Source organism: Enterococcus sp. S86.2 (assembly GCF_059834485.2).
Genome location: NZ_CM206813.1, coordinates 893,077 through 916,675, shown reverse-complemented (window position 1 = coordinate 916,675; position 23,599 = coordinate 893,077). Strand labels below are relative to the sequence as shown.

General features: G+C 36.4%; 26 protein-coding genes, 2 tRNA genes and 1 other annotated feature. Of the genes, 7 read left to right on the top strand and 21 right to left on the bottom strand.

All coding sequences use genetic code 11. The annotated features are described in order from the left end of the window. Window positions 1-138: 138 nt before the first annotated feature. Window positions 139-312: a hypothetical protein gene (locus AC6R0T_RS04180; RefSeq protein ID WP_206903851.1), complete on the bottom strand. Its 174-nt coding sequence runs from the start codon at window positions 310-312 to the stop codon at window positions 139-141. A 193-nt stretch (window positions 313-505) separates the two neighbouring features. On the opposite strand from AC6R0T_RS04180, the gene AC6R0T_RS04175 reads away from it, so the two are divergent. Beyond that, window positions 506-578, top strand: a tRNA-Glu gene (locus tag AC6R0T_RS04175). Between the two features lie 22 nt (window positions 579-600). Here the strand turns inward: AC6R0T_RS04175 and AC6R0T_RS04170 are convergent. The 5 genes from AC6R0T_RS04170 to rplU all read right to left on the bottom strand — a co-directional run bounded on the left by AC6R0T_RS04170 (window position 601) and on the right by rplU (window position 2,516). Continuing rightward, the gene (locus tag AC6R0T_RS04170; RefSeq protein ID WP_303754450.1) at window positions 601-1,152 is read right to left on the bottom strand and encodes a GNAT family N-acetyltransferase; all 552 of its coding nucleotides are present in this window, start codon (window positions 1,150-1,152) and stop codon (window positions 601-603) included. A 78-nt stretch (window positions 1,153-1,230) separates the two neighbouring features. Beyond that, window positions 1,231-1,434, bottom strand: a complete 204-nt coding sequence (locus tag AC6R0T_RS04165; RefSeq protein ID WP_206903849.1) for a cold-shock protein — start codon at window positions 1,432-1,434, stop codon at window positions 1,231-1,233. A gap of 99 nt (window positions 1,435-1,533) precedes the next feature. After that, window positions 1,534-1,827, bottom strand: coding sequence for a 50S ribosomal protein L27 (rpmA, locus tag AC6R0T_RS04160; protein ID WP_016172551.1), 294 nt, complete (start codon window positions 1,825-1,827; stop codon window positions 1,534-1,536). 12 nt (window positions 1,828-1,839) lie between these two features. Beyond that, complete coding sequence (locus tag AC6R0T_RS04155; protein WP_303754451.1) at window positions 1,840-2,184, bottom strand: ribosomal-processing cysteine protease Prp; 345 nt, start codon at window positions 2,182-2,184, stop codon at window positions 1,840-1,842. 23 nt (window positions 2,185-2,207) lie between these two features. After that, complete coding sequence (gene rplU, locus AC6R0T_RS04150; RefSeq protein WP_016172553.1) at window positions 2,208-2,516, bottom strand: 50S ribosomal protein L21; 309 nt, start codon at window positions 2,514-2,516, stop codon at window positions 2,208-2,210. 19 nt (window positions 2,517-2,535) lie between these two features. Then, window positions 2,536-2,607, bottom strand: a sequence feature (ribosomal protein L21 leader region). 155 nt (window positions 2,608-2,762) lie between these two features. Here rplU and AC6R0T_RS04145 point away from each other — a divergent pair. Next, complete coding sequence (locus AC6R0T_RS04145) at window positions 2,763-3,413, top strand: uracil-DNA glycosylase (protein WP_303754452.1); 651 nt, start codon at window positions 2,763-2,765, stop codon at window positions 3,411-3,413. Between the two features lie 104 nt (window positions 3,414-3,517). Here AC6R0T_RS04145 and AC6R0T_RS04140 read toward each other — a convergent pair whose 3' ends face one another. Beyond that, window positions 3,518-4,561 carry a glycosyltransferase family 4 protein gene (locus AC6R0T_RS04140; RefSeq protein ID WP_303754453.1) on the bottom strand — a complete coding sequence of 348 codons (1,044 nt, stop codon included), beginning with the start codon at window positions 4,559-4,561 and terminating at the stop codon, window positions 3,518-3,520. Between the two features lie 278 nt (window positions 4,562-4,839). Between AC6R0T_RS04140 and AC6R0T_RS04135 the strand changes: the two genes are divergently transcribed. From AC6R0T_RS04135 to AC6R0T_RS04125, 3 genes are all read left to right on the top strand, one after another. After that, on the top strand, window positions 4,840-5,487 hold the full coding sequence (locus tag AC6R0T_RS04135; protein ID WP_303754454.1) for a hypothetical protein: 648 nt from the start codon (window positions 4,840-4,842) through the stop codon (window positions 5,485-5,487). 61 nt (window positions 5,488-5,548) lie between these two features. Beyond that, window positions 5,549-5,893 carry an iron-sulfur cluster biosynthesis family protein gene (locus tag AC6R0T_RS04130; RefSeq protein ID WP_303754455.1) on the top strand — a complete coding sequence of 115 codons (345 nt, stop codon included), beginning with the start codon at window positions 5,549-5,551 and terminating at the stop codon, window positions 5,891-5,893. Window positions 5,894-6,057: 164 nt separating this feature from the next. Next, window positions 6,058-6,210 (top strand): hypothetical protein, encoded by a 153-nt coding sequence (locus tag AC6R0T_RS04125; RefSeq protein ID WP_206903844.1) that lies wholly within the window; start codon window positions 6,058-6,060, stop codon window positions 6,208-6,210. 107 nt (window positions 6,211-6,317) lie between these two features. On the opposite strand, the gene AC6R0T_RS04120 is transcribed toward AC6R0T_RS04125, so the two are convergent. The 4 genes from AC6R0T_RS04120 to AC6R0T_RS04105 form a co-directional block, all read right to left on the bottom strand. Next, window positions 6,318-6,391: transfer RNA gene (locus AC6R0T_RS04120), tRNA-Arg, on the bottom strand. Between the two features lie 65 nt (window positions 6,392-6,456). Beyond that, entirely contained in the window at window positions 6,457-7,284 is an 828-nt protein-coding gene (locus AC6R0T_RS04115; protein ID WP_303754456.1) for an alpha/beta hydrolase, read from the bottom strand. 57 nt (window positions 7,285-7,341) lie between these two features. Further along, window positions 7,342-8,022, bottom strand: a complete 681-nt coding sequence (locus tag AC6R0T_RS04110; protein ID WP_303754457.1) for an O-methyltransferase — start codon at window positions 8,020-8,022, stop codon at window positions 7,342-7,344. A 59-nt stretch (window positions 8,023-8,081) separates the two neighbouring features. Next, on the bottom strand, window positions 8,082-8,591 hold the full coding sequence (locus tag AC6R0T_RS04105; protein WP_206903842.1) for a signal peptidase I: 510 nt from the start codon (window positions 8,589-8,591) through the stop codon (window positions 8,082-8,084). Between the two features lie 343 nt (window positions 8,592-8,934). Between AC6R0T_RS04105 and AC6R0T_RS04100 the strand changes: the two genes are divergently transcribed. After that, window positions 8,935-10,782, top strand: coding sequence for an ATP-binding protein (locus AC6R0T_RS04100; protein ID WP_303754458.1), 1,848 nt, complete (start codon window positions 8,935-8,937; stop codon window positions 10,780-10,782). 317 nt (window positions 10,783-11,099) lie between these two features. Further along, window positions 11,100-12,536 (top strand): proline--tRNA ligase, encoded by a 1,437-nt coding sequence (gene proS / locus AC6R0T_RS04095; protein WP_303754459.1) that lies wholly within the window; start codon window positions 11,100-11,102, stop codon window positions 12,534-12,536. A 72-nt stretch (window positions 12,537-12,608) separates the two neighbouring features. On the opposite strand, the gene lplA is transcribed toward proS, so the two are convergent. From lplA to AC6R0T_RS04045, 10 genes are all read right to left on the bottom strand, one after another. Then, entirely contained in the window at window positions 12,609-13,613 is a 1,005-nt protein-coding gene (gene lplA / locus AC6R0T_RS04090) for a lipoate--protein ligase (RefSeq protein ID WP_206903840.1), read from the bottom strand. A 54-nt stretch (window positions 13,614-13,667) separates the two neighbouring features. Then, window positions 13,668-14,402: an MBL fold metallo-hydrolase gene (locus AC6R0T_RS04085; protein ID WP_303754460.1), complete on the bottom strand. Its 735-nt coding sequence runs from the start codon at window positions 14,400-14,402 to the stop codon at window positions 13,668-13,670. 212 nt (window positions 14,403-14,614) lie between these two features. Beyond that, window positions 14,615-15,697, bottom strand: a complete 1,083-nt coding sequence (locus tag AC6R0T_RS04080) for a M42 family metallopeptidase (protein ID WP_206903838.1) — start codon at window positions 15,695-15,697, stop codon at window positions 14,615-14,617. A gap of 150 nt (window positions 15,698-15,847) precedes the next feature. Beyond that, on the bottom strand, window positions 15,848-17,107 hold the full coding sequence (gene dltD / locus AC6R0T_RS04075; RefSeq protein ID WP_303754461.1) for a D-alanyl-lipoteichoic acid biosynthesis protein DltD: 1,260 nt from the start codon (window positions 17,105-17,107) through the stop codon (window positions 15,848-15,850). Window positions 17,108-17,109: 2 nt separating this feature from the next. Continuing rightward, window positions 17,110-17,346 (bottom strand): D-alanine--poly(phosphoribitol) ligase subunit DltC, encoded by a 237-nt coding sequence (dltC, locus tag AC6R0T_RS04070; protein WP_016172567.1) that lies wholly within the window; start codon window positions 17,344-17,346, stop codon window positions 17,110-17,112. 16 nt (window positions 17,347-17,362) lie between these two features. Next, window positions 17,363-18,559, bottom strand: a complete 1,197-nt coding sequence (gene dltB / locus AC6R0T_RS04065; RefSeq protein WP_303754462.1) for a D-alanyl-lipoteichoic acid biosynthesis protein DltB — start codon at window positions 18,557-18,559, stop codon at window positions 17,363-17,365. Next, the gene (dltA, locus tag AC6R0T_RS04060; protein ID WP_206903835.1) at window positions 18,559-20,070 is read right to left on the bottom strand and encodes a D-alanine--poly(phosphoribitol) ligase subunit DltA; all 1,512 of its coding nucleotides are present in this window, start codon (window positions 20,068-20,070) and stop codon (window positions 18,559-18,561) included. Before dltA ends, dltB begins: the two co-directional genes overlap by 1 nt. 13 nt (window positions 20,071-20,083) lie before the next feature. Further along, window positions 20,084-20,233: a teichoic acid D-Ala incorporation-associated protein DltX gene (dltX, locus tag AC6R0T_RS04055; RefSeq protein WP_303754463.1), complete on the bottom strand. Its 150-nt coding sequence runs from the start codon at window positions 20,231-20,233 to the stop codon at window positions 20,084-20,086. Between the two features lie 332 nt (window positions 20,234-20,565). Beyond that, window positions 20,566-22,614 carry an FtsX-like permease family protein gene (locus AC6R0T_RS04050; RefSeq protein WP_303754464.1) on the bottom strand — a complete coding sequence of 683 codons (2,049 nt, stop codon included), beginning with the start codon at window positions 22,612-22,614 and terminating at the stop codon, window positions 20,566-20,568. After that, window positions 22,604-23,371: an ABC transporter ATP-binding protein gene (locus AC6R0T_RS04045; RefSeq protein WP_303754465.1), complete on the bottom strand. Its 768-nt coding sequence runs from the start codon at window positions 23,369-23,371 to the stop codon at window positions 22,604-22,606. The genes AC6R0T_RS04050 and AC6R0T_RS04045 overlap by 11 nt, the downstream gene beginning before the upstream one ends. Window positions 23,372-23,599: the final 228 nt, after the last annotated feature.

Below are 23,599 nucleotides of genomic sequence, written 5' to 3'. Positions count from 1 at the left end.
TGAATCTCCTCACCTTATTTGTGCTAGTGTGTCATCTGTGTTGTTTCATTATAACTTTTTTCCTTTAAAGCGCAAACTAAAAAGCCATTTAAGCTATAAGCACCTTAAATGACTTCTCTACTATTATGTTACTAATAATTAAATACCCAAATGGGGCATAGCTAAAATAAATGAACCGACAAAAATTAATAATGCCGCTAATTGAAATGTTTCCGATTGCACTATTTTTTGTTTCGTCACTTGTTTTTTTATCAGGGCAACCCCAAACAATACAAAACCAAAGATAAAACTGCCAACACCAATTAAACTCATTGCTCCACTCCTTTAAAACAATACCATTTTTAATATATTAACAAATGGCTTACTAATTTACCCTAGTCTAACAAAGATTCCGTCACTTAACCGGCGTTTAAACTATCAAGTGTCGAACATTTTTGTAAGATGACACAAGTGCTTTTCCTTTACAGCAAGAAAAAAAGTGCTAAGATAAATAGCGTAGTAATTTGACCTGTTAGTCAAGGGGTTTAAGACGCTGCGTTCTCAGCGCGGAGACACGGGTTCGAATCCCGTACAGGCTATTAATAAAGACTTACGCAATTTTCAGCGTAAGTCTTTTGTTTTTTGATAAGCAATAAAGTCTGCAGGTAGACGAGGTACTTCTTGTAACGCTTTTTGTAGCCATAAAATATCGTACCATTGATTAAATTTGTAACCCACATTAGGAAAATTACCGACTTGTTGATACCCTAGTTTTTCATGAAATTTGATACTAGCACTATTTCCCGCCGTGACACAAGCTAGTAATTGTACGACATTTTGTTTGTACAATTCCGCTTCTAGAGCTTGGTACAAACGTGTCCCTAATCCCCGACTCTTCTCACCTTTGGCTAAATAGATTGTTACTTCACAGCTCCAATCATAAGCAGACCGCCCTTTATAAGCACCAGCATATGCATAACCTACAATTACCCCTTCTTTTTCTGCTACTAGATAAGGATAACGAGCTAGCGTTTGCTCAATCCGTTTTTCAAAATCTGCTAAAGTAGGAACTTCATATTCAAATGTGATAGCCGTTTCTTTTACATACGGCGCGTAAATTGCTAGGATTGCTGCGGCATCTTGCTTTGATGCAATACGAATTTTTTCTGTCATAGGAACCCTCTTTTTTTACAGAGCGTAGCACATTATATTTTATTTCTGCAAGTTGTTTTTGACATGTCATGTCAGTTTCTAATTTATCAATTTTACGTTAATCGCTTTTTGCTGCCCCTTTTGATTGGTAGCAACCTCATAGGTCACTCTTTGGCCGGCGAAAAGTACCTTATCTGAAGGCATTACAATATCATCTTGATAAACAAACATATCCTGTTTATGGGCATTTACTAAAAAACCATAGCCGCCTTTTTCATTAAAAGATTTAACAGTTCCTTCCAATGGATTAACCTCTTTTCAACATAAAAACTCCAAATCATAACTTATAAAACTACAAAAAAAGTGTCGACATTCATTCGAATACCGACACTTCATTTTTAATTAAGCTTCTTTCGCTACTGGATAGACAGACACTTGTTTTTTGTCACGGCCTTTACGTTCAAAACGTACTACGCCGTCAACTTTAGCAAATAAAGTATCGTCGCCACCTTTACCCACGTTTACACCTGGATAAATTTTAGTACCGCGTTGGCGGTAAAGGATTGAGCCACCTGTAACAGTTTGACCGTCCGCACGTTTAGCGCCTAAACGTTTAGATTCAGAGTCACGACCGTTAGAAGTAGAACCGCCACCTTTTTTATGCGCGAAGAATTGCAAATTCATTTTCATCAACATGAGATGCACCTCCTATTTTTCTGTAATCGTATTAATTTGAATAAACTCACTGTTTTCGGCTTCAATTGACTGTAAACCTAACAACAAATTTTCTAAAAGAATTTGTTCAATGTTAGTTTGTTCTTGAGTTAAACCTGACACGACATCCATTTTAAGATAGCCGCCTTCAGATCCGTTTGCTTCAACTTTAGGTGCAACCCCAGCTAAAGCATCAATGCCGTTAATGGTACTGATTGCTAGCGCAGAAACACCAGCACAAACAATGTCACTACCATATGGCCCAGCTTCGGCATGCCCTGTCAATGTGAAAGTAACAATCTGGCCAGAGTCATTGCGTTTGAATGTCCCTTTGATCATTAGTGCGACCTTTCTCGCAAGTATTAAGCGTTAATAGCGTCAATAACCACTTTAGTATATGGTTGACGATGACCTTGCTTGCGGTGAGAGTGTTTTTTAGGTTTGTATTTGAAAGTAACAACTTTCTTTTGTTTACCGTGTTTTTCAACAGTTCCTTCAACAGTTGCGCCTGCAACAGTTGGAGCGCCAACTTTCGTTGATTCGCCACCTACTAAGATAACTTCGTCAAAAGTTACTTTGCCGCCAGCTTCAACGTCTAATTTTTCAACGTAGATTGCTTGACCAACTTCAACTTTAACTTGTTTACCACCAGTTTTGATAATTGCGTACATGCTCTAAAGCACCTCCTTATAATATACTTAGACTCGCCATCCCAAGTGACATAATGTGCTTAATACTTGTTCTGAGCGGTTGTAGCTGTGGAGTCCACAATTACAACATTTACACTTTACCAAAAAATGAGCGTGACGTCAATTAGTTTTCTTCTAAAAGAAAAAGTAAATTTTAAGCTTCATAAAAAACATAACTTTTCATTATTATAAACGAGTAGCGTTATACTAAAAATAGGAGGGATAAAGATGGAGTATCCAAAAGAACTGGTTAAAATAGTCAATGAGCGTTCAAAAAATTACGCCTTGGAAGGCTTTGTTACAGGCAGTGGTCCACTAGATCCTAAATTAATGATTGTTGGTGAAGCTCCTGGCCGCAAAGAAATTGAAAATTTGATTCCCTTTAGCGGACAAGCGGGAAAAGAATTAATGGCGTGTTTTGCAAGTGTTGGATTAACAAGAGAAGATGTTTATATTACCAGTGCGCTTAGAAGTCGCCCTTATAAAATAAACGAGCGAGTCAATAAAAAGACAGGTGCCAAAGAGATTGTTTACCCAAATCGCACGCCTTCAAAAAAAGAAGTTTTTGCCCATGCCCCACTTTTAGATTATGAAATCAAAGCAGTAAAGCCAAAGTTAATCGCAACACTAGGAAATATCGGCCTAAAACGTTTATTAGGAAATACTTACACCGTTAGTAAATTCCATGGTCAAATAATCAAACACCCGATTCAAATGCTAAATGAAAAAATGGAAAGCTACGTTTGGTCTAAAAAAGATTACACAATCGTTCCCCTCTTTCACCCGGCAGCCATTTTTTATAACCGTAAATTAGCCCCTTTAATAAAAGCCGATTGGCAAGTCATCGGTCAATTGTTACAAACAGTCGATAATAACTAATTTTAAAAATAAAGACTATAAAACTATCTTTAATAAGTAAAAAACGCAGCTACCGCTTTTTAACTGACTATTGCTAACCTGTCAGAAAAACGATAGTTGCGTTTTTAAATATTAACTTCTTCTGCCTCTTTCTTTAAAAGACCGGTATAAAAGTCATACCAAATTTCTCCTACATGGGATTCAGAATAATAATTGGAAGCATCATGAGCAAGACAAGCATATTTTTTTAATAACGCTTCGTTTCTTTGCAATGCTTTAATATCCTGATTCATTTCTTCAAAATTATCTGCTCCAAGATAGTAGCCGGAAATAACGGATTCATACAGCGCTAAATTGCGGACCATTACCGGCGTTTGACAGCTAAAAGATTCTAAAATACTCATCGGAAATAATTCATTATAAGAAGGTAGCAAGAAAATATTGGCCATATTATAATAATCAACCAACTCGCTGCGATCAATAATGCCTGTAAAGGTTAAATTAGCAGGTGGATTTTCATAAACCTCTTTATATTCTTCATAGCCATCCGTTATTTTGCCAAAAGAAAATCCCCCCACCCAAATAAAGGAAACCTCAGGATTCTCTTTTGCTAAACGAATAAAATCATCTACACCTTTACGCTTTTGAATTTGCCCCACACCTAAAACGACAAATTTGTCTGGTTTTATCTTATGACTTTGACGGAGCGCTAATTTTTTTTCTGGGGACATTTGGTAGAACTCTTCTGCTGAAACAAAATTAGGAATATAACTGATTTTTTCTGCGGGTATTCCGGCTTTTTTCAACTCAGGAATAAAGCTAGGATTTACAACTACCAATTTGTCCATCCGCCGATAAAAAGATAACACATACCAATTAAAAATCTTTTGAATCGGCTTGGCTAAATGAATGCTTCCTTCCAGTGTTTCAGGTAAAAAGTGAACGTATCCCACGGTAATACCACGACGTCTCTTAAAAAAGGTCGACAAATAAAACTCCGGGTTAATTGTGTGGTAATGGGAGATGTCTGATTTTTTATAGGTATTGATCTGTACGTCAAAATCATTGCTAAAACGCGCCTTTAATAGCTTGATTAACTCATTATAAGCACTTCCCACCCCTTGGCCTTTAATCGTGTCGGCTCGAGAAAACATGGTAATTTTTATCATAATAAAATCCCTTCAAATCTAATTTATAAACTTGCTTGTATTACTCCTCTTATACCCTAGTTAAACATCAGCTGAACAAGCAATAAATAAAATACGACATTAAAACGTATTTCATAAAAAAATTCAAATCCAAAAATTTCTTTTTAATCTAACGACAATTATAGCATAAGCTTCTTGGGAATAAAATCAGGCTAAAGCCCGACTTCTCGCTTGCGCTATCCCATACAAATGTTAAAATTTAATTAAAGAATAATTTTTCTAACGAAAAGAGGATGGCGATGAAAAAGATATTGTTTCCCCTGCTACTAACTGCGGCTTTGTTATTATCAGGCTGTCGCGAAAAAAGTACAACAGACGTAACGCTAGCAACAAGTCCAAACAATACAAAAAAAACAACAGCCACGAGTATCGATAAAAATCCCGACTTATTAATCAATCAGGCTCAATATCAACAACTAGCTGAAAAGACAGGTGCGACCAAAGCTAAATTAGTTGGTACTAAAGAATACGACGTCACTTTAAAAGATGCCAATTGGGAAAATGTAACGATTACCAGCGATGAATGTAAAATCATTAAAATCAAAGATTATAAAGATAAACAAAACAAGGAATACGAAGGCTACGTTTTAATGCATTTTACAATTGAAACTGGCGATACTGCGGTAAATGTCGCCCCTGAAAAAGGCGTTTTAACTACCAATACCAGTGGGCAAACGACAGGTAATTTAGCGATGGACGAATTTGGTGGAAAAATCCCTGCAAATAAAACCGTGACCGGAACAGCAGCTTATCCACTAGAAAAATTGGCAGACGCCGATGACGTTACCACTATTGAATTGAAATTTACCGGTAAAAAAGCCAACGTCGCGTCTTCAGAAAAAGAAACTACACATGACTATGACTTTATTTTAAGTAAAAACCGTTAATAAAGCAGAATATTTTTCATTTTTGGCCACTGGGCTTATACTGCCGCTAGGAGATGATCGTATGAAACTAAACATTACCAATGAAGCTGCTTTTTACTTAGCAGATAAATTAGCCGGCAGCAAATCTTTTATATTAGCTTTAAATGACGGTTCAAATCAATTTTCATCAGCCCAAGGATGTTGTATGATTGGGGATCGTTTTTTGATTAAACCCATTAAAGAAAAAATAGCGCCTTTTAGTGAACAGCTACAAAACGAGCAATATCAAGTGTATATATCCGATTATGAAAAAAACTTTTTACCCTATAACATCACATTAGATCGTAGTGGTAGTTACGGTAATTTCGTTTTACGTTCTGATGAAGGAATATTAGATATAAATGTAGCTTTTCAAACAGCAGAATAAAAACTTATCTGGCAGGTAAACACCATGGATTAAATTCTTTTCGTGTTTATCTGTTTTTTTTGCATTTAAGCCATACGTATGTTCACTAAACTACAAGCAATATCTTCGAAATGCGACCGCGATGATGCTACCCTTGTATTACATCAAACACAGGAGGGATTATTATGAAAACGACAAAAGAAGAAATTTTAGCCCGCCGAATAGACGCTTACAAGCAATCACGTGAAAAAATCATAAAAAAAGCTTTGCAAGAAACGACACCAGAAAGAAAAAATAAATCGCTGCATTTTAAATTTGTCCGCCACACAGCTCACTAAACAAAGAACGCGGCAATCATGGCGCCTTGGTTTCAAATTATTAATCAGTCTACTTTTAATCCAAAAAGAAAAACCGCTAGAAATATTAATTTCTAGCGGTTTTTTAGCGTCACAGGAGGGATTCGAACCCCCGACCGTCCGCTTAGAAGGCGGATGCTCTATCCGGCTGAGCTACTATGACATAGCAACAAAGTTCATTATAGAAAACTGACCACCTAATGTCAATCAGTTTTCTTAATAAATACGTTATTTTTTCGCCGACCATAAAAAAGTTTGAATTAATCGCATAACCGTAGGATGAACAACCAACTGGCTATGTTTCGCATTTTCGGTCACAAGAAACGTTTGATAACTTTGACTGTCGCCATAAATTAGTTCTCCAGCCAGAAGACTTGTAACAGGTACAGTCCCGTCAGAATTCCCATCGGCAACATTTCCAGCTACACTAACGACAGAAATTGTCTTAGGCAAACGCTGTTTATTATCCAAATAGCGTTTTAAAACATCACTGACTTTTTTTACTTCATTAAAAGTCGGTGTCATTTCATTATACTTCCATCCCACATCGTTAAATGGCGTTCCTAAAAATAAAATTTTATTTGGCTTGGGATCAATTGACAAAGAAACATACTCCAAATAATCCGTCAAAACCAACCCGCCATTGGAGTGGCCAAGAAAATTATAATGTTCAACACCATATTGGTGCTGAACGTAAGTCATTGCTTTTTCATACCATACTGCTTGTTTTGGGACGGTCTCTTCTGAGCTGTCAGCAAAACCAATGACGATAATCGGCTGACTGGCTTTTTGTGATAACTCACCTTTAATCGTTAATTGGCCATTTGTCTGCACCGTGATTTTCAAAACCTCGCATGCAGTTGTCTTTTGCAATTGGACAATTAATTTATCAAAACGGTCCACCGTCGCACCCGTGCCTGGGACCATTACTAATGCTTCATTTTCCAATGTAATCGGTACTTTTCTATCCTCTGCTTTAGCATTTACGTGAAAAGTATTTAATAAAAAAGCCAACAATCCCAACCATAAAACTCCTTTTAACCATTTATTTGCCATGACGAGACTACCTCTTTTTAGTTTAAGATAGACTGTCTAACTTAAATGGAAATTAAACTAAAAAGAAATCATTTCTTTTTCTTTGGTAATTAATAAAATTCCATCACCTAAAGGCACTAAACTTGAAGTTAAATCCGGGTGTGTCATCACGACATCTAAAAATTGATTTAATTTACGATGGATGCTGCGATTTTTCCGCGGAATATCTTCCACTGGATCTAAAATCGTGCCACCTTGAAAAACATCATCTACCATCAATACTCCGCCAACTTTTAATAAACGTATACATTCTGGTAAAAATGCAATATATTTTGACTTTGCGCTATCCATAAACATAAAGTCATAAGGGCCTGTTAATGTAGGTAAAACTTCAGCAGCATCGCCTTCTATTAAGGTCACTTTTTTTGTTAAACCTAATTTTTCATAATTTGCCTTTGCTTCTTTAATCATTAAATCAAAGCGGTCAATCGTCGTTACATGACCTGCTCCCACATATTGGGCCATCAGACTAGAAGAAAAACCAATAGCTGCACCAATTTCTAAAATTTCTTTTGGTTTTATTTGTCCAAGTAAAAATTGCAAAAAGACAACTGTCTCATGGGGAATTATCGGTACCCGCCTTTTGTGAGCATCTTCTTCTAATTCACCCAATTGCCCCGTCAAAGGCTTTTGTTTGGTTCGCATATAATCAACGAGCCGTGCATCCACGACCGGTCTGTCCATCATTTCATTTAACAAATTCTCCACCTCGCTTTTGTCATTATACGAAGGAACAAAAAAGTCCGCAACCATTAAAATTAATAGTCGCGAACTTGTCTATTATGTATAACGTGTTCGACCAAATGCCAAATCGTCGTTAATGTGATGAAGCCAGCAATTAGCCAAAATATTTGTTGTACCAAATCCAAAAGTTCCCGGGAAACAAAATGCCCCAAGTAAGGTAAGTGAATAACTGGCTGTCCAATTAAATTGCGGCTACTTACATAGCCGATTTCCATTTGTTCGTTGCCGTCTCCTTTGGTGTAAAAAACGTGATTTTTTTCTTTGGCAACTACGCGACGCGTTTGGATGCTTTCTCCTTGGTTCACGTAATACGTGACAACTTCTCCAACATAAATACTCTCTGGTTCTACTTGACGTACAAAAATCAAACTACCTTTTGGATACGTTGGTTGCATATCATTGTCTTTTACAATTGAAATTGTCATCCCAAAAAGATGCGGCAATAACGTGATCAACAAAGCCAGTGCCATTACAATTGTCACAATAACTGAACCCAATAGGCCCATCTGCTTGAAATTCGTCATGCCACACCTCCTCATATAATTCTTTTTAATTTTTAATTCCAACGAAATTATATCACATATCGTCCGTTATTTAAAAGCATCCCTGTTCATTTTATCCATTTTTGTTAGAAAGTTATTTTCTTTTTAAAATAAAATGAAAAATAATTTCCGCTGCTTGTTGACCCTAGTTTAAATAACAATTAAACTGAGGTATAAACGATAACAAATATAATTAAAGGCTTTTATACTTATTAAAAAAAACATCGTTATTAAACAGAATAGTAAAATTCATTTATAAAAACATAAAAAGAACTACGATATTTTTAGACAACTATCCTTATAATCTGAAAGGAATTTCAACATTATGAAAAGATTAGATAATGAAAATTTAAAAAAGTATAATAAAAAAATTATCTGGATTCCTTATTTTCTTGTTATTATGACTTTTGTTGCAGTGGGCATTTTTTTTGTGCAAGCACTAAATGCCCCCTTCTCACAATCTGCGATGGCAGAAATAAAAGATACTTGGGTCTATTACGCCAAAGATGACCCCATCACATTATTTAAAAGTCGTTATGTCAAGCGGTTAAATAGTGTTGCACCCAACGAAACCATGGTAATGGAACGAACGATGATTCGTAAAGTTTCTAATCCAACCTTATTAATTCAAGGAAATCATCAATGGTTAAAAGTCACAGTCGACGATAAAACCGTCTATGAACACAGCCAAAAAACGGTGACCCCAACTTTATTAGGCAAAAAAAATCCCGGCAATATCATGACAGAAGTGCAATTGCCTAAAAACTATGTTGGTAAAACATTGCGGCTTGAAGTCAGTAGCCCGTATAAAAATTATGCCGGTATCCCCGCCCGTGTATTTATTGGCGATGCAGATTCTCTTTTATCCTATGTTGTATCGGTTTCCTTGCCCCAAATTCTAATTCTAATTGTTTGCACGTTTATCAGTCTAGCCATTATGGTCTTTATTGGTTCTGAATTAATTAAACAAAAACGGCTAAATTGGGAATTGATTTTGTTAGCTTGTTTTGCCCTCACTATTGCCTTGGAGGCTGCCGCTGGAGATATTTTAGCGGGATTGTTATTTAGTCCATTAGTGAACTCAACGATGGCATTACTTCTGGCCATTTTTACGCCAATATTTCTAATTTCTTATTATTGTTTAAAAATGAAAAAAAGCCAACAGTACTACCGACTATGGGTAATTTTTCATATTAGCTTTGATTTATTAATTTTACTTTGGGCTGTTTTTACTAAAATTGATTTGCCAGAAGTAAAATTTTACATTGATGCCGCTAATATTTTTGGCACCTTAGCAACTACCATTGCTGCAATTACTGAAGCCCACCAAAAAAATCGTTTTTTTGTCATTTGCACACCTTGGATCGTCTTAGTTGCCATGGCCCATTGTTTTATTTATATCACCAGCGTCGCACAGTCGAATTTTTATCTCGTCAATATTTCAGGTCTTTTATTTGCCGTGATCCTATTGGTCATTTTCATTTATACCTTAGTTGAAGGTCTAACCGCCAATGAACAAAACAAGCGCCAAATGCATTTTCTAGAACTGAAAACAGAGCTTTTGGAGGACAATCACACAGCTGTTGTTGGTCACCTGCAAGAGTTGGAACAACTCCGTCAAGAGTTCAAACAAAATTTACTGCTAATCAGCGATTTAGGCGAAGACGGCAATTTACCAGCCGTCAATGAATACTTAGCTAAGCTTCTAGATGAAACCAATCAATTGAATATTATCGGTGATTTTTCTGCGCATACTTTAACAAATTTAATCTTGAGTCGCTATCAAAAAAATGCAGATAAAAAAAGTATCACCGTTTCCTTTAGTGCAGATTTACCACAAGATTTAAATGTGGCTGATGATGATTTAAGTCAAATTTTAGTGCACCTTTTAGAACATGCAACGCGGGAGACCTATGCGATTCACGACCCAAAAGAACGACAGATTCACTTGCAAATTCACTGTATAAACGAGACATTACAAATTCACTGTAGTCATACTGCCCATTACCATACCAATATTTTTGACCGCAGCATCACCACTGATTTTCCTCAAAAAGAGGCATTGGATTTGTTTGCCATTGAGAAAGTTGCCAAAAAATATCGTGGTCAGCTAACACAACTACAAGATGACAATCAAGATAAAATCAGCTTATCCTTATCCCTTAATGTTTAAAATAATTTTGACTTGCATTTTTTGGCATTTGCCATTAGCATAGAGACAGTCGGATTAGTATTGAAATCATGGTTTAGAGAGCCAATGTTTTGCTGAAAATTTGGTACCCACTGATTTTGTGAACCTCCCGATGGCAATGATTATGAAAATAATCGGGTTAAGGCCCTTATCCTTGTTTTTGAGCTGGACTGTAAAACAGTCAATAAAGGTGGTACCGCGAAATTCACGCATTTCGTCCTTTTTTAGGATGGAGTGCGTTTTTATTTTGCCTTTTTATAACCAAGGTCAAAAAAGTAACTTATTTAGGAGGAGACACTATGTCTGAACAAAAAAATGATTTTACTGAATGGTATTTAAAAACCATTCAACAAGCCGAATTAATGGCTTACTCGCCTGTTCGGGGCTCAATTATTTTTCGCCCTGACGGCTTTGAATTGTGGGAACACATTCAAGAAGAATTCAATCAGTTTTTAAAAACCCAAGATATTCGTAATGCCTATTTCCCAATGTTAATTCCAAAAAGTTTCTTTATGAAAGAAGCAGACCACATTGAAGGCTTCGCCCCTGAGTTACCCTGGGTAACTGAAGTTGGCGATGAAAAATTAGATGAACCTTTGGCACTACGCCCTACTTCTGAAACAATGATCGGTTCTGCTTTTTCTGATTGGATTAACTCTTATCGCGATTTACCTTATGAAATCAATCAGTGGGCTAACGTTTTCCGTTGGGAGAAAAAAACATTGCCATTCTTACGCACATCGGAATTTTTATGGCAAGAAGGGCATACTGCACATGCAGATGAAGCTGATGCCAGAAAACGGACAATGGCTATTTTAGATGAATACGCTCGTTTAGCCGAAGAATTTTTAGCCATTCCGGTTTATAAAGGGCAAAAAACGCCTTCTGAACGTTTTGCCGGTGCTGTTGATACGTTTTCAATTGAAGCGATGATGCAAGATGGTAAAGCTGTTCAAGCAGGGACCTCTCATTATTTAGGCACAAAATTTGCTGAAGCCTTTGATATTACGTATTTGACGAAAGAAAACAAACACACCCATGTGCACACAACCTCTTGGGGTATGTCAACACGTTTGTTGGGCTCATTAATTATGACTCACGGGGATGAAAATGGCTTAGTCTTTCCACCAACAGTTGCACCAACTCAGATTGTTTTAATGCCAGTTGGTCCTTGGAAGAAAAATCCAGCCATTATGGAAAAATTAGACACATTATTTGCCACCTTCAAAAAAGCTGGTTACCGCGTTCGTCTTGATGATACGGATAATTCGCCAGGTTATAAATTCAACGAGTGGGAATTAAAAGGCGCTTGTTTGCGGATTGAATGCGGTCCTCGTGATTTGGAAAATGGTCACGTAATGGTAAAAGTACGCGACTTAGCTGAAAAAAATACGGTCACCTTTGAAGAATTAGATGCTTACGTGGCTGACCAATTAGCTATTATGCCAAAACGCTTATTAGAAAAAGCCAAAGCACGCAATAAAGCAAACGAACATTATGACATTAATACCTTGGATGAATTAAAAGCTCACATTGAAAAATGTAATGAAGCCGGTACAGTTCCTGGTTTTGTTTTAGTTGGTTGGGATGGTAGCGAAGAAACCGAAGCCAAAATCAAAGAAGAAACAGGTTTTACAACCCGTAATATTCCCTTTGAAGTTCCAATGGAAAAAGAGTTTGACTTAGTGAGTGGCAAACCTGCAAAACACACTTTATGGATTGCCCGCGCATATTAATAAATAGTTTAGATAACTAAAGGTTCTAGTAAGAAGTCATCGCGACTTTTTACTAGAACCTTTATATTTTTATTAATAAAGTAATTCTAAAAATTCTTCTTGTGTAATATTCCCAAAGTATTTTTTTACGTCAATTTTTTCAACTGCTTTTGTTAGTGCTTCTTTTTCATATTTCACACCAACGAGTGCTGTTTCAACATCTTTAATATCACCTAAACCAAAGAAATCACCATAAATTTTAGCCGCGGTAATGATTCCTTTTTGAACATTTAAACGTACTTCAATTGAGCCGATGGCAAAACGTTTACGGCGCTCCAAATCAAATTCTGGGGAGCGACCGTAATTCCAATCCCAATTGCGATAGTAATCTTTTGAAATTTGATTGATTTTTTCCCAATCATCGGCAGTCAACTCATATGTTTTAACATCTCTTGGGTCGGTAACACCAAAGACTTTCAACAAAATTTCTTGCCGGAAATCTTTCGTGGTCATGTTTTGTTTATCTGCCGGCAAGAAAGGTTTCACATTGGTTACCCGAGAACGAATCGACTTAATTCCCTTTGATTCAATCTTATCTTTGCGAACTTTTAAAGCATTAACGACTTCGTTAATATCACTATCAAACATAATGGTTCCATGAGCAAACATTCTACCGTTTGTCGCATACATCGCATTACCAGAGAATTTTTGATCATCAATCACCAAATCATTGCGCCCTTTTAATTGGGCACCTTTAACCCCCATCTCTTGTAAGGCAGCTACAATTGGTTTAGTTAATTTTTCAAAGTCTCTAAATGAATCTCCATCATCTGGCATAATGAAGCTAAAATTCAAATTCCCTAGATCATGATAAACAGCCCCACCACCACTTAAACGACGAACTACATGGATACCGTGTTCCTCCACGTATTCTTGATTAATTTCTTCGATGGTATTTTGATTGCGTCCAATAATAATGGATGGTTCATTAATATAAAACAATAAAATTGGCTCGGTTAAGGGATACTCCTGAACCAAAAAATGTTCAATTGCTAAGTTTACTCTTGGGTCATTGTTTTCATTTGGTACGAAAATCACAATACATCCTCCTCGTTGTTGACGACACATTTTTCTTGAACTTCAGCTTCATCCTTAAATCAAAAATTCTTTACCTATAGCTGCTAATTCAACTGGTACTGCTCCTGAGGCAACTTGGGCTTGCTCTTTTAATAATTGTAATTCCCCAAATTGCGGCAAGTGTGTTAAAACCAATTTCTTAACATTCGCATTTTTGGCAAAGGTGCCTGATTCTTGCGCTGTAAAGTGAGCTTTGTGATGTTCGTGGCCGTTAAATAAATACGTGTCGGCTAAAAAGAGGTCCGCATTTTTCGCAAATTCATTGAAGTCCGCTAAATAACCCGAGTCACCAGTGAATACAAATACTTTACCTGTATCATTTTCTACAAAGCGCATTGCATAACAAGTTACAGGATGAATCGTCTTCATAAATGTAACAGAAAACGGTCCCAATTCCAACTGTTTTGATTCGCAATAAGGACGACCTTCTGATACATTGGGCATTGTTAAATCATTAAAATGAAATTCATCTAAAGTATGACCGTAAATCGGCAAAATTTTCTTGTTTTCCGCTGGAAATAGTTGAAAATAATATTGTAAAACACCCAAGTCTGCAATGTGGTCGTGATGATAGTGAGAAATTATAACAGCATCCAATGCTAGTGGATCTAAGTGTTTTTCTAATTCCACCAAAGTAGTGCTACCACAATCTAGCAATAAATTAAAATCCTTTGTTTGTAACAAGTAACCTGTAGTTCCTTGTCCTTTATAAGGATAGGCGCCTAGACAGCCTAAGACAGTTAATTTCATTTTCTTCACACCTTTCTTTTCTTTTATGCTAGCACAATCTTTTCTTTTCATGAAATAATAGCTGTTTTAAGACTCCTTTTTCAGCAATAAAAAAGACTTTACCAGCAAATCATCTTCTTTTAAAAGTTTGACCGAAAAGTAAACTTAAAAAAAACATGACAGGACTGGAAAGTCTTTTTACATTCTAATGAAACAATCCCACAGGATATAAATTAATAACTACGAATGGCCTTAACTGCCTCATCGTCCAAACGACGAACAACTTCCGTTACTAATTTAACTGTGTTTAAGTAGTCGTCCTCGTGAATAATTGAAGTATGGGAATGCAAGTAGCGCACTGGTACTGTAATGGCAAGAGAAGGTACGCCATCACGAGTTAAGTGCATTTGCCCTGCGTCTGTTCCCCCACCGGTAATAACCGTATATTGGAAAGGAATTTCTAATTCTTCTGCAACATTTACAACAAAGTTCAATAATTTTTTATGTGGTACCATCGAAGCATCAAAGATTAGAACTTGCGGACCTGCACCCAATTTAGAATCGGCTTCTTTTGGCGTCATACCTGGTGTATCACCAGCCGTACCGGTATCTAGTGCAAGTGCAATATCTGGGTTTACTAAATGTGTGCTGGTTCTTGCACCTCTTAAACCTACTTCTTCCATGACATCACTACCAGCAAAAAGACAGTTTGGGTGTCCTTCTTTTGCTAAGTTTTCCAAAACACGTAATGAAACAGCCGTACCGACACGATTGTCCCATGCTTTTGCTAGTAAAAATTTACCGCCGTTTAAACGCTCATATTCAATATATGGCGTAATCATATCGCCTGGACGAATGCCCCAATCTTTTGCTTCTTTGAGACTTGTTGCGCCAATATCAATGAACATATCTTTAATTTCATAAGGTTGTTTTCGGGCTTCTGGAGTTAGGACATGGGGTGGTTTACAACCAATCACACCGCGAATTAATTTGCCCGCTTGTGTTTTAATTTCTACTTGTTGGGCCAACATCACTTGGCTCCACCAACCACCTAATGTTTGGAATTCAATAAAGCCTTGCTCGGTGATTTTGGTCACCATAAAGCCAACTTCGTCCATATGACCAGAAATAAAAATTTTCGGGCCACCACCTTCACCTACGTGTTTTGCAATAACACTACCTAAACCATCAAAAGAAATATCTTCGGCAAACGGGGCAGCGTATTTTTTAAAGACTTCACGTACTTCATCTTCATTGCCTGGTACACCTCTAGCTTGGGTTAATTCAATTAGTAACTGCTCTTCACTTTTGTCCATCTCAATTGCAACTCCTAGCATTATTTATTACGTCCTTGATTATAACACGGGGCATATAAAAACAGTAGCCGGGACATTAATATAGTCCCAGCTACTGTTTTTAATAAGCGGTGGTCTAAATGTAGCTTTGCCATCAACTGCCGTTACAAATTATTTAATTGTTTCTGGATTTTGATTTTGCCAATCTTGTGAATAAAAATAATTATTCAAGTGATAGCTTGGCTGGGCTGTTTTTTCTTCCAAAAACGGTTGAATATATTGATCTGCTGCTAACCATCCGCGCCAGCCTAAATGGATAGTATCTGTCATAAAATAAGGCTCCTGATCTTTATTGGTGAAATCAGCAATTTGATTAAAGCCTTGAGAACGTAATTGATACGTGATTTTTTTGCTAAATTCTTGCAGCATATTTTGAGATAAGCCTGTATATTCGCTCCATTTCCCGTTAATTGGCGGAATAATAAAGAGGGCTTGTGTATTTTCTTTGGCAAGTTGATCTAAAACCAATTGGAAATCTGAAAATTCTTTTGAATAACGATAATCCCATTTTACCTGTGAATCATTAAATTTAGCCAACCGTGGTTTAATGCGATGCGTATAAAAATTATTTTCAATGCCAAAAGAATTATTCGTCGTAGCTTTTTGACCAATCTCTTTGGCTTGTTCATCTAATTTTTGCTCATTGTATGCAGCTGGCAATTTTTTTGCTTGTTGTGCAATTTGTGAATTTTTTGAAAGTAAGCCAATTTCACTAAAGAGTTCGTCTTCTCGATTTAACATGTTGATATGGAATTTAGCCACATCTACTTGTTTTGTCGTTGGTACTTTACCTTTAGCAATTTCTCTTAACATTAGCTTCAAGGTTTCATCATGGTTGACTTTACCATAAGCTAACAGACGTTTAGCTAAGTATTTGTCAGTTTCAGAAACTTTGTCTAGCTTAATCGCCCAAGTATAAGTTTGTAATTCAGAAAAATACGCATCAAAATAGGCACGTTTAATCCCGCCTTTGACAAACCACTGCGGCGAAAGAATAAAGACTACTTTTTTATCTTTCAAATCACTACCAAATGACTGCATCATCATGTATTGCGTTAAAGATTGCGTCCCTGGTGCCCCTAGTAAAAAAGGAGTGTAATTTCGATTATATTTTTTGGCTAAAACAGACGGGTGAAAAGGACTGATACGACTTAGTTCAGAAGAACCAAAAAACGGTACATATTCACCTGATTTTACGGCTTCATTTTTAATTGAATTCCCCCGTAAAATATTTCCTGACATGGAACTGCTAGCTTTTTCCCATAAGCCTTTATCTTCGTCATTAATCTTAAAAGGTGAAAAGAAAAACAGCGCTAGCAGGACCACAGCTGCTATTACCGGCCCAAAAATAGCAAGAAGCTTTTTTTTCATAATTAATTTCCTTTTAATTCAGAAACTTTAGCAATAATTTTATTTGGTGTATCCCATTCTTCGCGGTCAAATTCTGAAACAGGCACTTGAACATCTAGTTGTCCTTCTAATTCAACTAGCAATTGAACCGTTGCCATAGAATCCATTAAGCCCTCATCAAATAAATTTACATCTAAATTTTGTTTTACTTCATCTGTTCCGGTAATTTCTTCTAAAATGTCTAATACTGTGTCTTTCATTATTCATTCTCCTCTTTTAAATTAATTTATCTAAAATTCCTGAAAAAATCATAAAGCTAAAGCATACTGCCTGAAAGTTTAAGAAGATTGCCAATCCATGGGTAAACTTATTTGACGGTAAATTTTTATGTTTTTTCTTATAACGCAACCAGGCATCGGTTAAACAAATCAACGTAGCATGGTATAAACCATAGACGATATAATACCAAGCCAAACCGTGCCAGACCCCCATAATTAAAAAGAGGGCAAAGTAACCAACATTTGAAGCAACGATTCGACTTTTGAATACTTTCTTTTTCAATAAAGTAAACATTAAACGCATGTAAATGTAATCACGGAACCAAAAAGACAACGTCATATGCCAACGATTCCAAAACTCCTTGATGTTCCAAGCTAAAAATGGTTTATTAAAGTTTATTGGTGTTTCGTAACCTAAAATATTACTCGTTCCAACTGCAAACAAACTATACCCTGCAAAATCAAAGAATAAATACATACTATAAACATACATATATAAAACTAAGGCCCATGAGATACCGCCATTGACGACAGTAGCCCGCTCAATTGGTGGTAACAAAACTGAACCAAAGTAATAGCCGATAATAAACTTATATAAGAAACCGACAAAAATGCGATGAATACCAGTACCTAAAAGATCCACATATTTTTCTGGTGTTGGAGGATTATCTAAGTCCTTATCAAACCGCCGGAAGCGATCAATTGGCCCAGAAGAAATCGTTGGGAAAAACAATAGAAACTGGATGTAATGCCAAACTTTATACGATTTAATCATGCCATCACGAGTTTCCATAATCATTTGTACCGATTTAAAGGTCAAATAAGAAATCCCTAAAAACCCTAATATAGAACTATGACCACCATTGAAAAAAGGTGTGACTTTGGTAATGGCTAAAGGCAAAATTGCCAAGACAACGGCGGTATAAAAGACGCCACTGCTATTTTTTTGCTGGCGATATAAAAAATAGAGGTAAACCAGTAACGTTTGCCAAACAACATAGACAATCAGCGCTACCCCTTGATGCCAACTTGCACCGCCAAAACTAACGTATAAGAAAAATAACGTCACAAGGGTTTGGTAAAAAGAAGGCCTTTTACCTGCAATCAACATACTTAAAATCAGTGGAATAAACGCAACGAGCAATAATAAAAAGTATTTAGGATCTGCATAGGGAATACTATGTGGAAAGACCATTAGCCGTTCACCTCATTTATCAGACCCTTACGATCGATTTTACCGTTTGCACTACGAGGTAATTGTTCCACATAAACAAAGCGTTGTGGGATCATGTAATCCATCACACCTTCAGCTAGTTCAGCTTTAATGGCTTTGGTTAATTGAAATTCTTTAGCAAAATCATTTTCATTGGCGACTACAAAAGCAACCAATTGCTGTACCTTGTGATCTTGATACTTGGGTACCACTGTCGCTTGTTTAACTAGCGATACTTGGTTTAAATGATGATCTACGTCTTCTAATTCAATGCGATAGCCATGAAGTTTCACTTGAAAATCAATGCGGCCTTCGTAACGTAATAATCCATCTGCTGGTAAACTCCCCGCATCTCCGGTTCGATAAGCCCAGTTACCATCTAATAAAAAGAAAGCTTGAGCGGTTTTTTCAGGATTATTCAAATAACCTTTTGAAACACTTGGTCCAGAAATGACAATTTCACCAACCTCACCGGCTGCTAATACATTCATTTCATCCATAATGGTTACTTTTGTATCCTCTTTTACATACCCAATTGGTAAGCGGTCAACTTGTTCTAATAATGCAGGAGTAATTTCCACACCAGAAATCGCCACTGTCGCTTCTGTAGGACCATAGGTATTGTAAATATGAGCCGCAGGAAAACGTTCCAATAAACTTTGAGCCGTTTTTTTCGTTAACTCTTCACCACAAAAGATAAATGTAGTTAAACTTGGAATGTTTTTTGCGTTGAATTCTTTTTCCATCAAGCAAATATCCATAAATGATGGTGTTGAAACCCAAACTTCCAATGCCAATTTTGGTAATGTGGCAAATAAGGTCTTAAAATCGTTGATAATTTCTTTTTTCAAAGGAACTAAAGAGCCCCCTGAACACAATGCCGGATAAACATCAAAGACAGATAAATCAAATGAGTACGGGGCTTGTGATAAAAAGCGACTTTGCTCTGGTAAAACAAAATCAGTTAGCGTCCAATTTACAAAGGATAATAAATTGTTATGACTAATTTGTACTCCTTTTGGAACCCCTGTGGTACCTGAGGTGAAAATTAGATAATAATTTTCATCATTTTGAACACTTTCAAATTTCGCCACAGTTTGTTTTGCAGCAAAAATTTCTGCTAATGCATTTGGTGTTATTACTTCACAGTCAGAAGAAATATCAGGCCACGCTTCCACACTAATGATTAACGCAGGCTGCGCTACATTTAAAATCAACTCCACCCGATCATTTGGCGTATTAGCTTCGATGGGGATATAGGCATGTCCTGCTTTACTAGCACCTAAAAAAGCGGCTAACATTTCAAATTCTAAATCACCGTAAACTACAATAGGTCTTCTATCAGCAAATTTTTCAGCTAAAAAGGTAGCAAGCTGATCTGACCATCTTTTTAACTGACCATAGGTATACTCTTTTTCATCAATATAGGCGATACGATTTGGTTCTTTTACGCTCCAAGAATCAATTTGTTCAATAATGTTTGTTACAGTCATCTGCTCTCACCTCTTAAAATTCATTGTAAATAAATGTGCCGCCCTGAATGTTCTTGTAGTGATACAAATAAATCAGAATCAGTAGGACACAGAAGTAAAAGAGCGTTTTGCCAATAAATGTTAACCAATAATAGGTGTTTTCTTTTTGCAACCAATTTTTCATTATCACTCTCTCCTTTTCAATTTAAGTATAGAGTATTTGTTTAAATTAGAACATTTTTTCAACTTACAGTAAAAAGAAGAATCTAACACTTTCGTCACTTAAGCCCTTTCAATTTACTCACTTAAAAGGCTTTATCTAAGTACCATCGTTACTGATTTTTTTAATATGTAATGCACCTTTAATACTCACGGCATTTTCCTGAAATGAATTCTATTTTAAAGAAGCGTGCTATTTTAGAAAACAGGCCAAAATACACCCTAACAAAATCTTTTCAAGTCTGCAAGATGCAGTAAAAAGATTTTATTAGGGTGTATTTCACACAGGTATTATCCTCAGCTTTCCCAGCTGTGTAAGAAAAATTTGACTGTTAAAATATAGGCGACTAAATAAATCACTGCGACGATACCACAAAATAAATAAGCGAGCCAATAACTACCGTTGGTGACAAATTGGGACCATGTATAAATCGCAAACCCGGCATGACCACACACCAATAAAACTGGGGGAGCAAAAATCCAAGCATTTTGATAATACAAGTTGCGCTTCATTTGTTTACGACTAACCCCTAATTTTTGCAATAACAAGAAGTCTTTTTTACCATTTTCAACTTCTGAAAGTTGCCGCAACATGACAATCGCAGCAGTAGTAATCGAAGCAATCATACCTAAAAATGTTGCCACATACATGAAAATTCCCGCTTCTCTTGTGGCCCTGCGTACAATTGGAAAGCGACTCGTGTGATTTAACCGGGAATAGTTTCCAGTAAAAGCATGGGGAGTAGCATTCTTCAATACTTTGGTGGTAATTTCACCTTTTAATTCGTCATTTTTATACGTAAAGTCATAGTAAATATCATTTCCCCAATCAGATTTCAACTCTTTTTCAACTGAAGTTGCTAGTTGTTCTTCATCTTTTGTCTTTACATTGACCATAGCAATGGTGTAGTCAACCCCTTGAATACTCTGAAACTGTTCATCTGGTAAAACCAACACCCCAGCAGCATAGCGCAACAAAGCGTCCCCCAGCAAATCCGAATAAAAATGTTCTACTTTAATATCTAGCCCATTTGGCAACGTCACTTGGCGGCTAAGCTCGCTGACACTGTTAAACATCATATAATTATAATCAAATAAAATGCCACGATTAACCTGTAATGGCTCAATTTTAGGCAAATCAGGATGCTGTGCCTGAAATTTTTGATAGTCACTAAAGCGTAAAATATTAATTAAATTAAATTGCTCCATTTCTTCACTACTAAAAAGTTTGAGTGCAAAGCGGCCTGCTGTGACTTTATACTGTAAATTTTGGGTCGTGGTTACCTTGGCATCATTTTCACGAACGATAGCTTCTAGCTTTCCCAGTTCACTGCTGTGCACTTGAAAATCAGTTGGCGTTTCATTTTGACTGACGCGACTTTGAATACTAACAAGAGAAATTGCACCGCCAATTAATGCAATGGCTAATGATGTCAAAATAGTAAGCAGTGCCAAAGAACGCCAATTTTTTAATATAGCGACCAAACTGCGACTACGTTCGTAATAGTTTAGACCTTGATAACGACTTTTCTTTTTATCAAGAAAATAAAAAATAGTTTTTAAACCATAGCGATAAAATAAATACGTGCCGATAATACAAGCAAGTAAAATACCTCCCGGTAGCCAAATTAAAATAGAAAAACTTTTTGTCAGTAAGAAAAAGCGAAAAATTAGCGGTCGAATAAATACAGCAGCCAAATAGCCACAGCTAATTAACAAAACACTGAAAATACCTAATTTAATTTCATAAGGCTTTGTCTTTAACTTTTGCAAGTCAAACTGTGACTTAACCGAGAATACACCATCCACTTGCTTTTTAGATAAAACAATAATGTTTTGAAATGCACTGATAATAAAAACAAAAAGAAAAACAGCCGCAGTAACCTGAACAGATTGCCATGAAAAAAACAAGGTACTCGTAACATCTAAAGCCATTGCCTTTACTAAAATCATGGAAAAAAGTTTGGAAAAAATGACACCCAGACTAATCCCCACTAAAAATGCCAATAAGTTCAAGGCAAAAATTTCGACTAACGATTGTAAAATAATCCGCCGCCGTTTTAAACCAAACAATTGGTAAAGTGCAACTTCTTGCTGCCGTTTTGCGATAAAAAAGCGATTGGCACTTAATACAAAAAAGACCATCATCACAATGACAAAAAAACTACCAATCGTTAAGATATTCTCAATTTTTATATCTTGGCTAGCCCGTTTTGTTAGTGGCTGATCATGCGTCATGGCATTAAAAGAATAATAAATCATCACCGCCATCGTGATACTAATTAAATAAACGCCGTAATTGCGAAATTGTTTTAAAAAACTACGCCAGGATAATTTATAAAGCATTTCGTCGTCCCCCGCCGCCTAAAGTTGCCTGCATATCAATTACCTGTTCAAAGAAATTCTGCCTGCTACCTCTTTTGACAACCTCAGAAAAAAAGACACCATCTTTAATAAATAAAATGCGATTGCAGTAACTTGCGGTATAGGGGTCGTGGGTTACCATTAAAATGGTTTTATTTTGCTTTTGATTTAATTCGCTTAAATAATACAGTAACTCCGTGGCAGATTTTGAATCAAGCGCACCTGTTGGTTCATCGGCAAAAATAATCCGTGGTCGCACGACTAAAGCACGGGCAGCTGCCACCCGTTGTCTTTGTCCTACTGATAACTCTTCTGGATAACGATGTAAAATAGCTTTAATTCCTAATAAGTCAGCTGCTTCTGTCACGCGGCTTTCAATCTCTTCGACTTTTAAAAAATCAATCGCCAAAGGCAAGTTGATATTATCTTTGGCTGTAAGCGTAGGCAATAAATTAAACTCTTGAAAAATAAAGCCCAAATCTTTACGGCGAAAATCACTTAACTGATCTTCTTTTAGTGCAGTCAGATCTTGTCCGTCCACTTTTACTGTTCCAAAAGTCGGCAGGGCAATGGAAGCTAATATATTCATTAAAGTCGTTTTTCCCGCACCGCTTGGTCCCATGATGCCGACAAATTCTCCTTCATCAACACTAAAGGACAGATTATCTAGCACCTTGGTCTGATTAAAACGATTTCCATATGTTTTACTCAAATGTTTTACTTCTATTATTTTTTTCATATTTCAACCTCATTTAGTCCTTTTGTTAAATAATTTAAGACAACTTACTTATTATCTTTATGGTAGCACAAGGTGTTTTAAATGCGCAGTTTTTAAGGTAAGTCAAGGGAAAAATTTAAACAAAAATTTTTTCTTGTGCACCATTCATCTTTTTATGCAAATTTCTGTTTTTTATAAATAGCAAAAACCTATCCCTATCTGTTTTCAACATTTTTACATATTTTTTAT

What these genes read in the sequence shown, in the direction of transcription:
- dltD (WP_303754461.1), bottom strand. Translation starts at nt 17,107, where the DNA reads ATGAAAAAAAAGCTTCTTGCTATTTTTGGGCCGGTAATAGCAGCTGTG.
- rpmA (WP_016172551.1), bottom strand. Translation starts at nt 1,827, where the DNA reads ATGTTGATGAAAATGAATTTGCAATTCTTCGCGCATAAAAAAGGTGGC.
- AC6R0T_RS04080 (WP_206903838.1), bottom strand. Translation starts at nt 15,697, where the DNA reads ATGGACAAAAGTGAAGAGCAGTTACTAATTGAATTAACCCAAGCTAGA.
- AC6R0T_RS04135 (WP_303754454.1), top strand. Translation starts at nt 4,840, where the DNA reads ATGAAAAAGATATTGTTTCCCCTGCTACTAACTGCGGCTTTGTTATTA.
- AC6R0T_RS04155 (WP_303754451.1), bottom strand. Translation starts at nt 2,184, where the DNA reads ATGATCAAAGGGACATTCAAACGCAATGACTCTGGCCAGATTGTTACT.
- AC6R0T_RS04105 (WP_206903842.1), bottom strand. Translation starts at nt 8,591, where the DNA reads ATGACGAATTTCAAGCAGATGGGCCTATTGGGTTCAGTTATTGTGACA.
- AC6R0T_RS04145 (WP_303754452.1), top strand. Translation starts at nt 2,763, where the DNA reads ATGGAGTATCCAAAAGAACTGGTTAAAATAGTCAATGAGCGTTCAAAA.
- AC6R0T_RS04130 (WP_303754455.1), top strand. Translation starts at nt 5,549, where the DNA reads ATGAAACTAAACATTACCAATGAAGCTGCTTTTTACTTAGCAGATAAA.
- AC6R0T_RS04100 (WP_303754458.1), top strand. Translation starts at nt 8,935, where the DNA reads ATGAAAAGATTAGATAATGAAAATTTAAAAAAGTATAATAAAAAAATT.
- proS (WP_303754459.1), top strand. Translation starts at nt 11,100, where the DNA reads ATGTCTGAACAAAAAAATGATTTTACTGAATGGTATTTAAAAACCATT.
- AC6R0T_RS04045 (WP_303754465.1), bottom strand. Translation starts at nt 23,371, where the DNA reads ATGAAAAAAATAATAGAAGTAAAACATTTGAGTAAAACATATGGAAAT.
- AC6R0T_RS04115 (WP_303754456.1), bottom strand. Translation starts at nt 7,284, where the DNA reads ATGGCAAATAAATGGTTAAAAGGAGTTTTATGGTTGGGATTGTTGGCT.
- dltC (WP_016172567.1), bottom strand. Translation starts at nt 17,346, where the DNA reads ATGAAAGACACAGTATTAGACATTTTAGAAGAAATTACCGGAACAGAT.
- AC6R0T_RS04125 (WP_206903844.1), top strand. Translation starts at nt 6,058, where the DNA reads ATGAAAACGACAAAAGAAGAAATTTTAGCCCGCCGAATAGACGCTTAC.
- dltX (WP_303754463.1), bottom strand. Translation starts at nt 20,233, where the DNA reads ATGAAAAATTGGTTGCAAAAAGAAAACACCTATTATTGGTTAACATTT.
- AC6R0T_RS04050 (WP_303754464.1), bottom strand. Translation starts at nt 22,614, where the DNA reads ATGCTTTATAAATTATCCTGGCGTAGTTTTTTAAAACAATTTCGCAAT.
- dltB (WP_303754462.1), bottom strand. Translation starts at nt 18,559, where the DNA reads ATGGTCTTTCCACATAGTATTCCCTATGCAGATCCTAAATACTTTTTA.
- AC6R0T_RS04180 (WP_206903851.1), bottom strand. Translation starts at nt 312, where the DNA reads ATGAGTTTAATTGGTGTTGGCAGTTTTATCTTTGGTTTTGTATTGTTT.
- AC6R0T_RS04085 (WP_303754460.1), bottom strand. Translation starts at nt 14,402, where the DNA reads ATGAAATTAACTGTCTTAGGCTGTCTAGGCGCCTATCCTTATAAAGGA.
- AC6R0T_RS04140 (WP_303754453.1), bottom strand. Translation starts at nt 4,561, where the DNA reads ATGATAAAAATTACCATGTTTTCTCGAGCCGACACGATTAAAGGCCAA.
- rplU (WP_016172553.1), bottom strand. Translation starts at nt 2,516, where the DNA reads ATGTACGCAATTATCAAAACTGGTGGTAAACAAGTTAAAGTTGAAGTT.
- AC6R0T_RS04170 (WP_303754450.1), bottom strand. Translation starts at nt 1,152, where the DNA reads ATGACAGAAAAAATTCGTATTGCATCAAAGCAAGATGCCGCAGCAATC.
- dltA (WP_206903835.1), bottom strand. Translation starts at nt 20,070, where the DNA reads ATGACTGTAACAAACATTATTGAACAAATTGATTCTTGGAGCGTAAAA.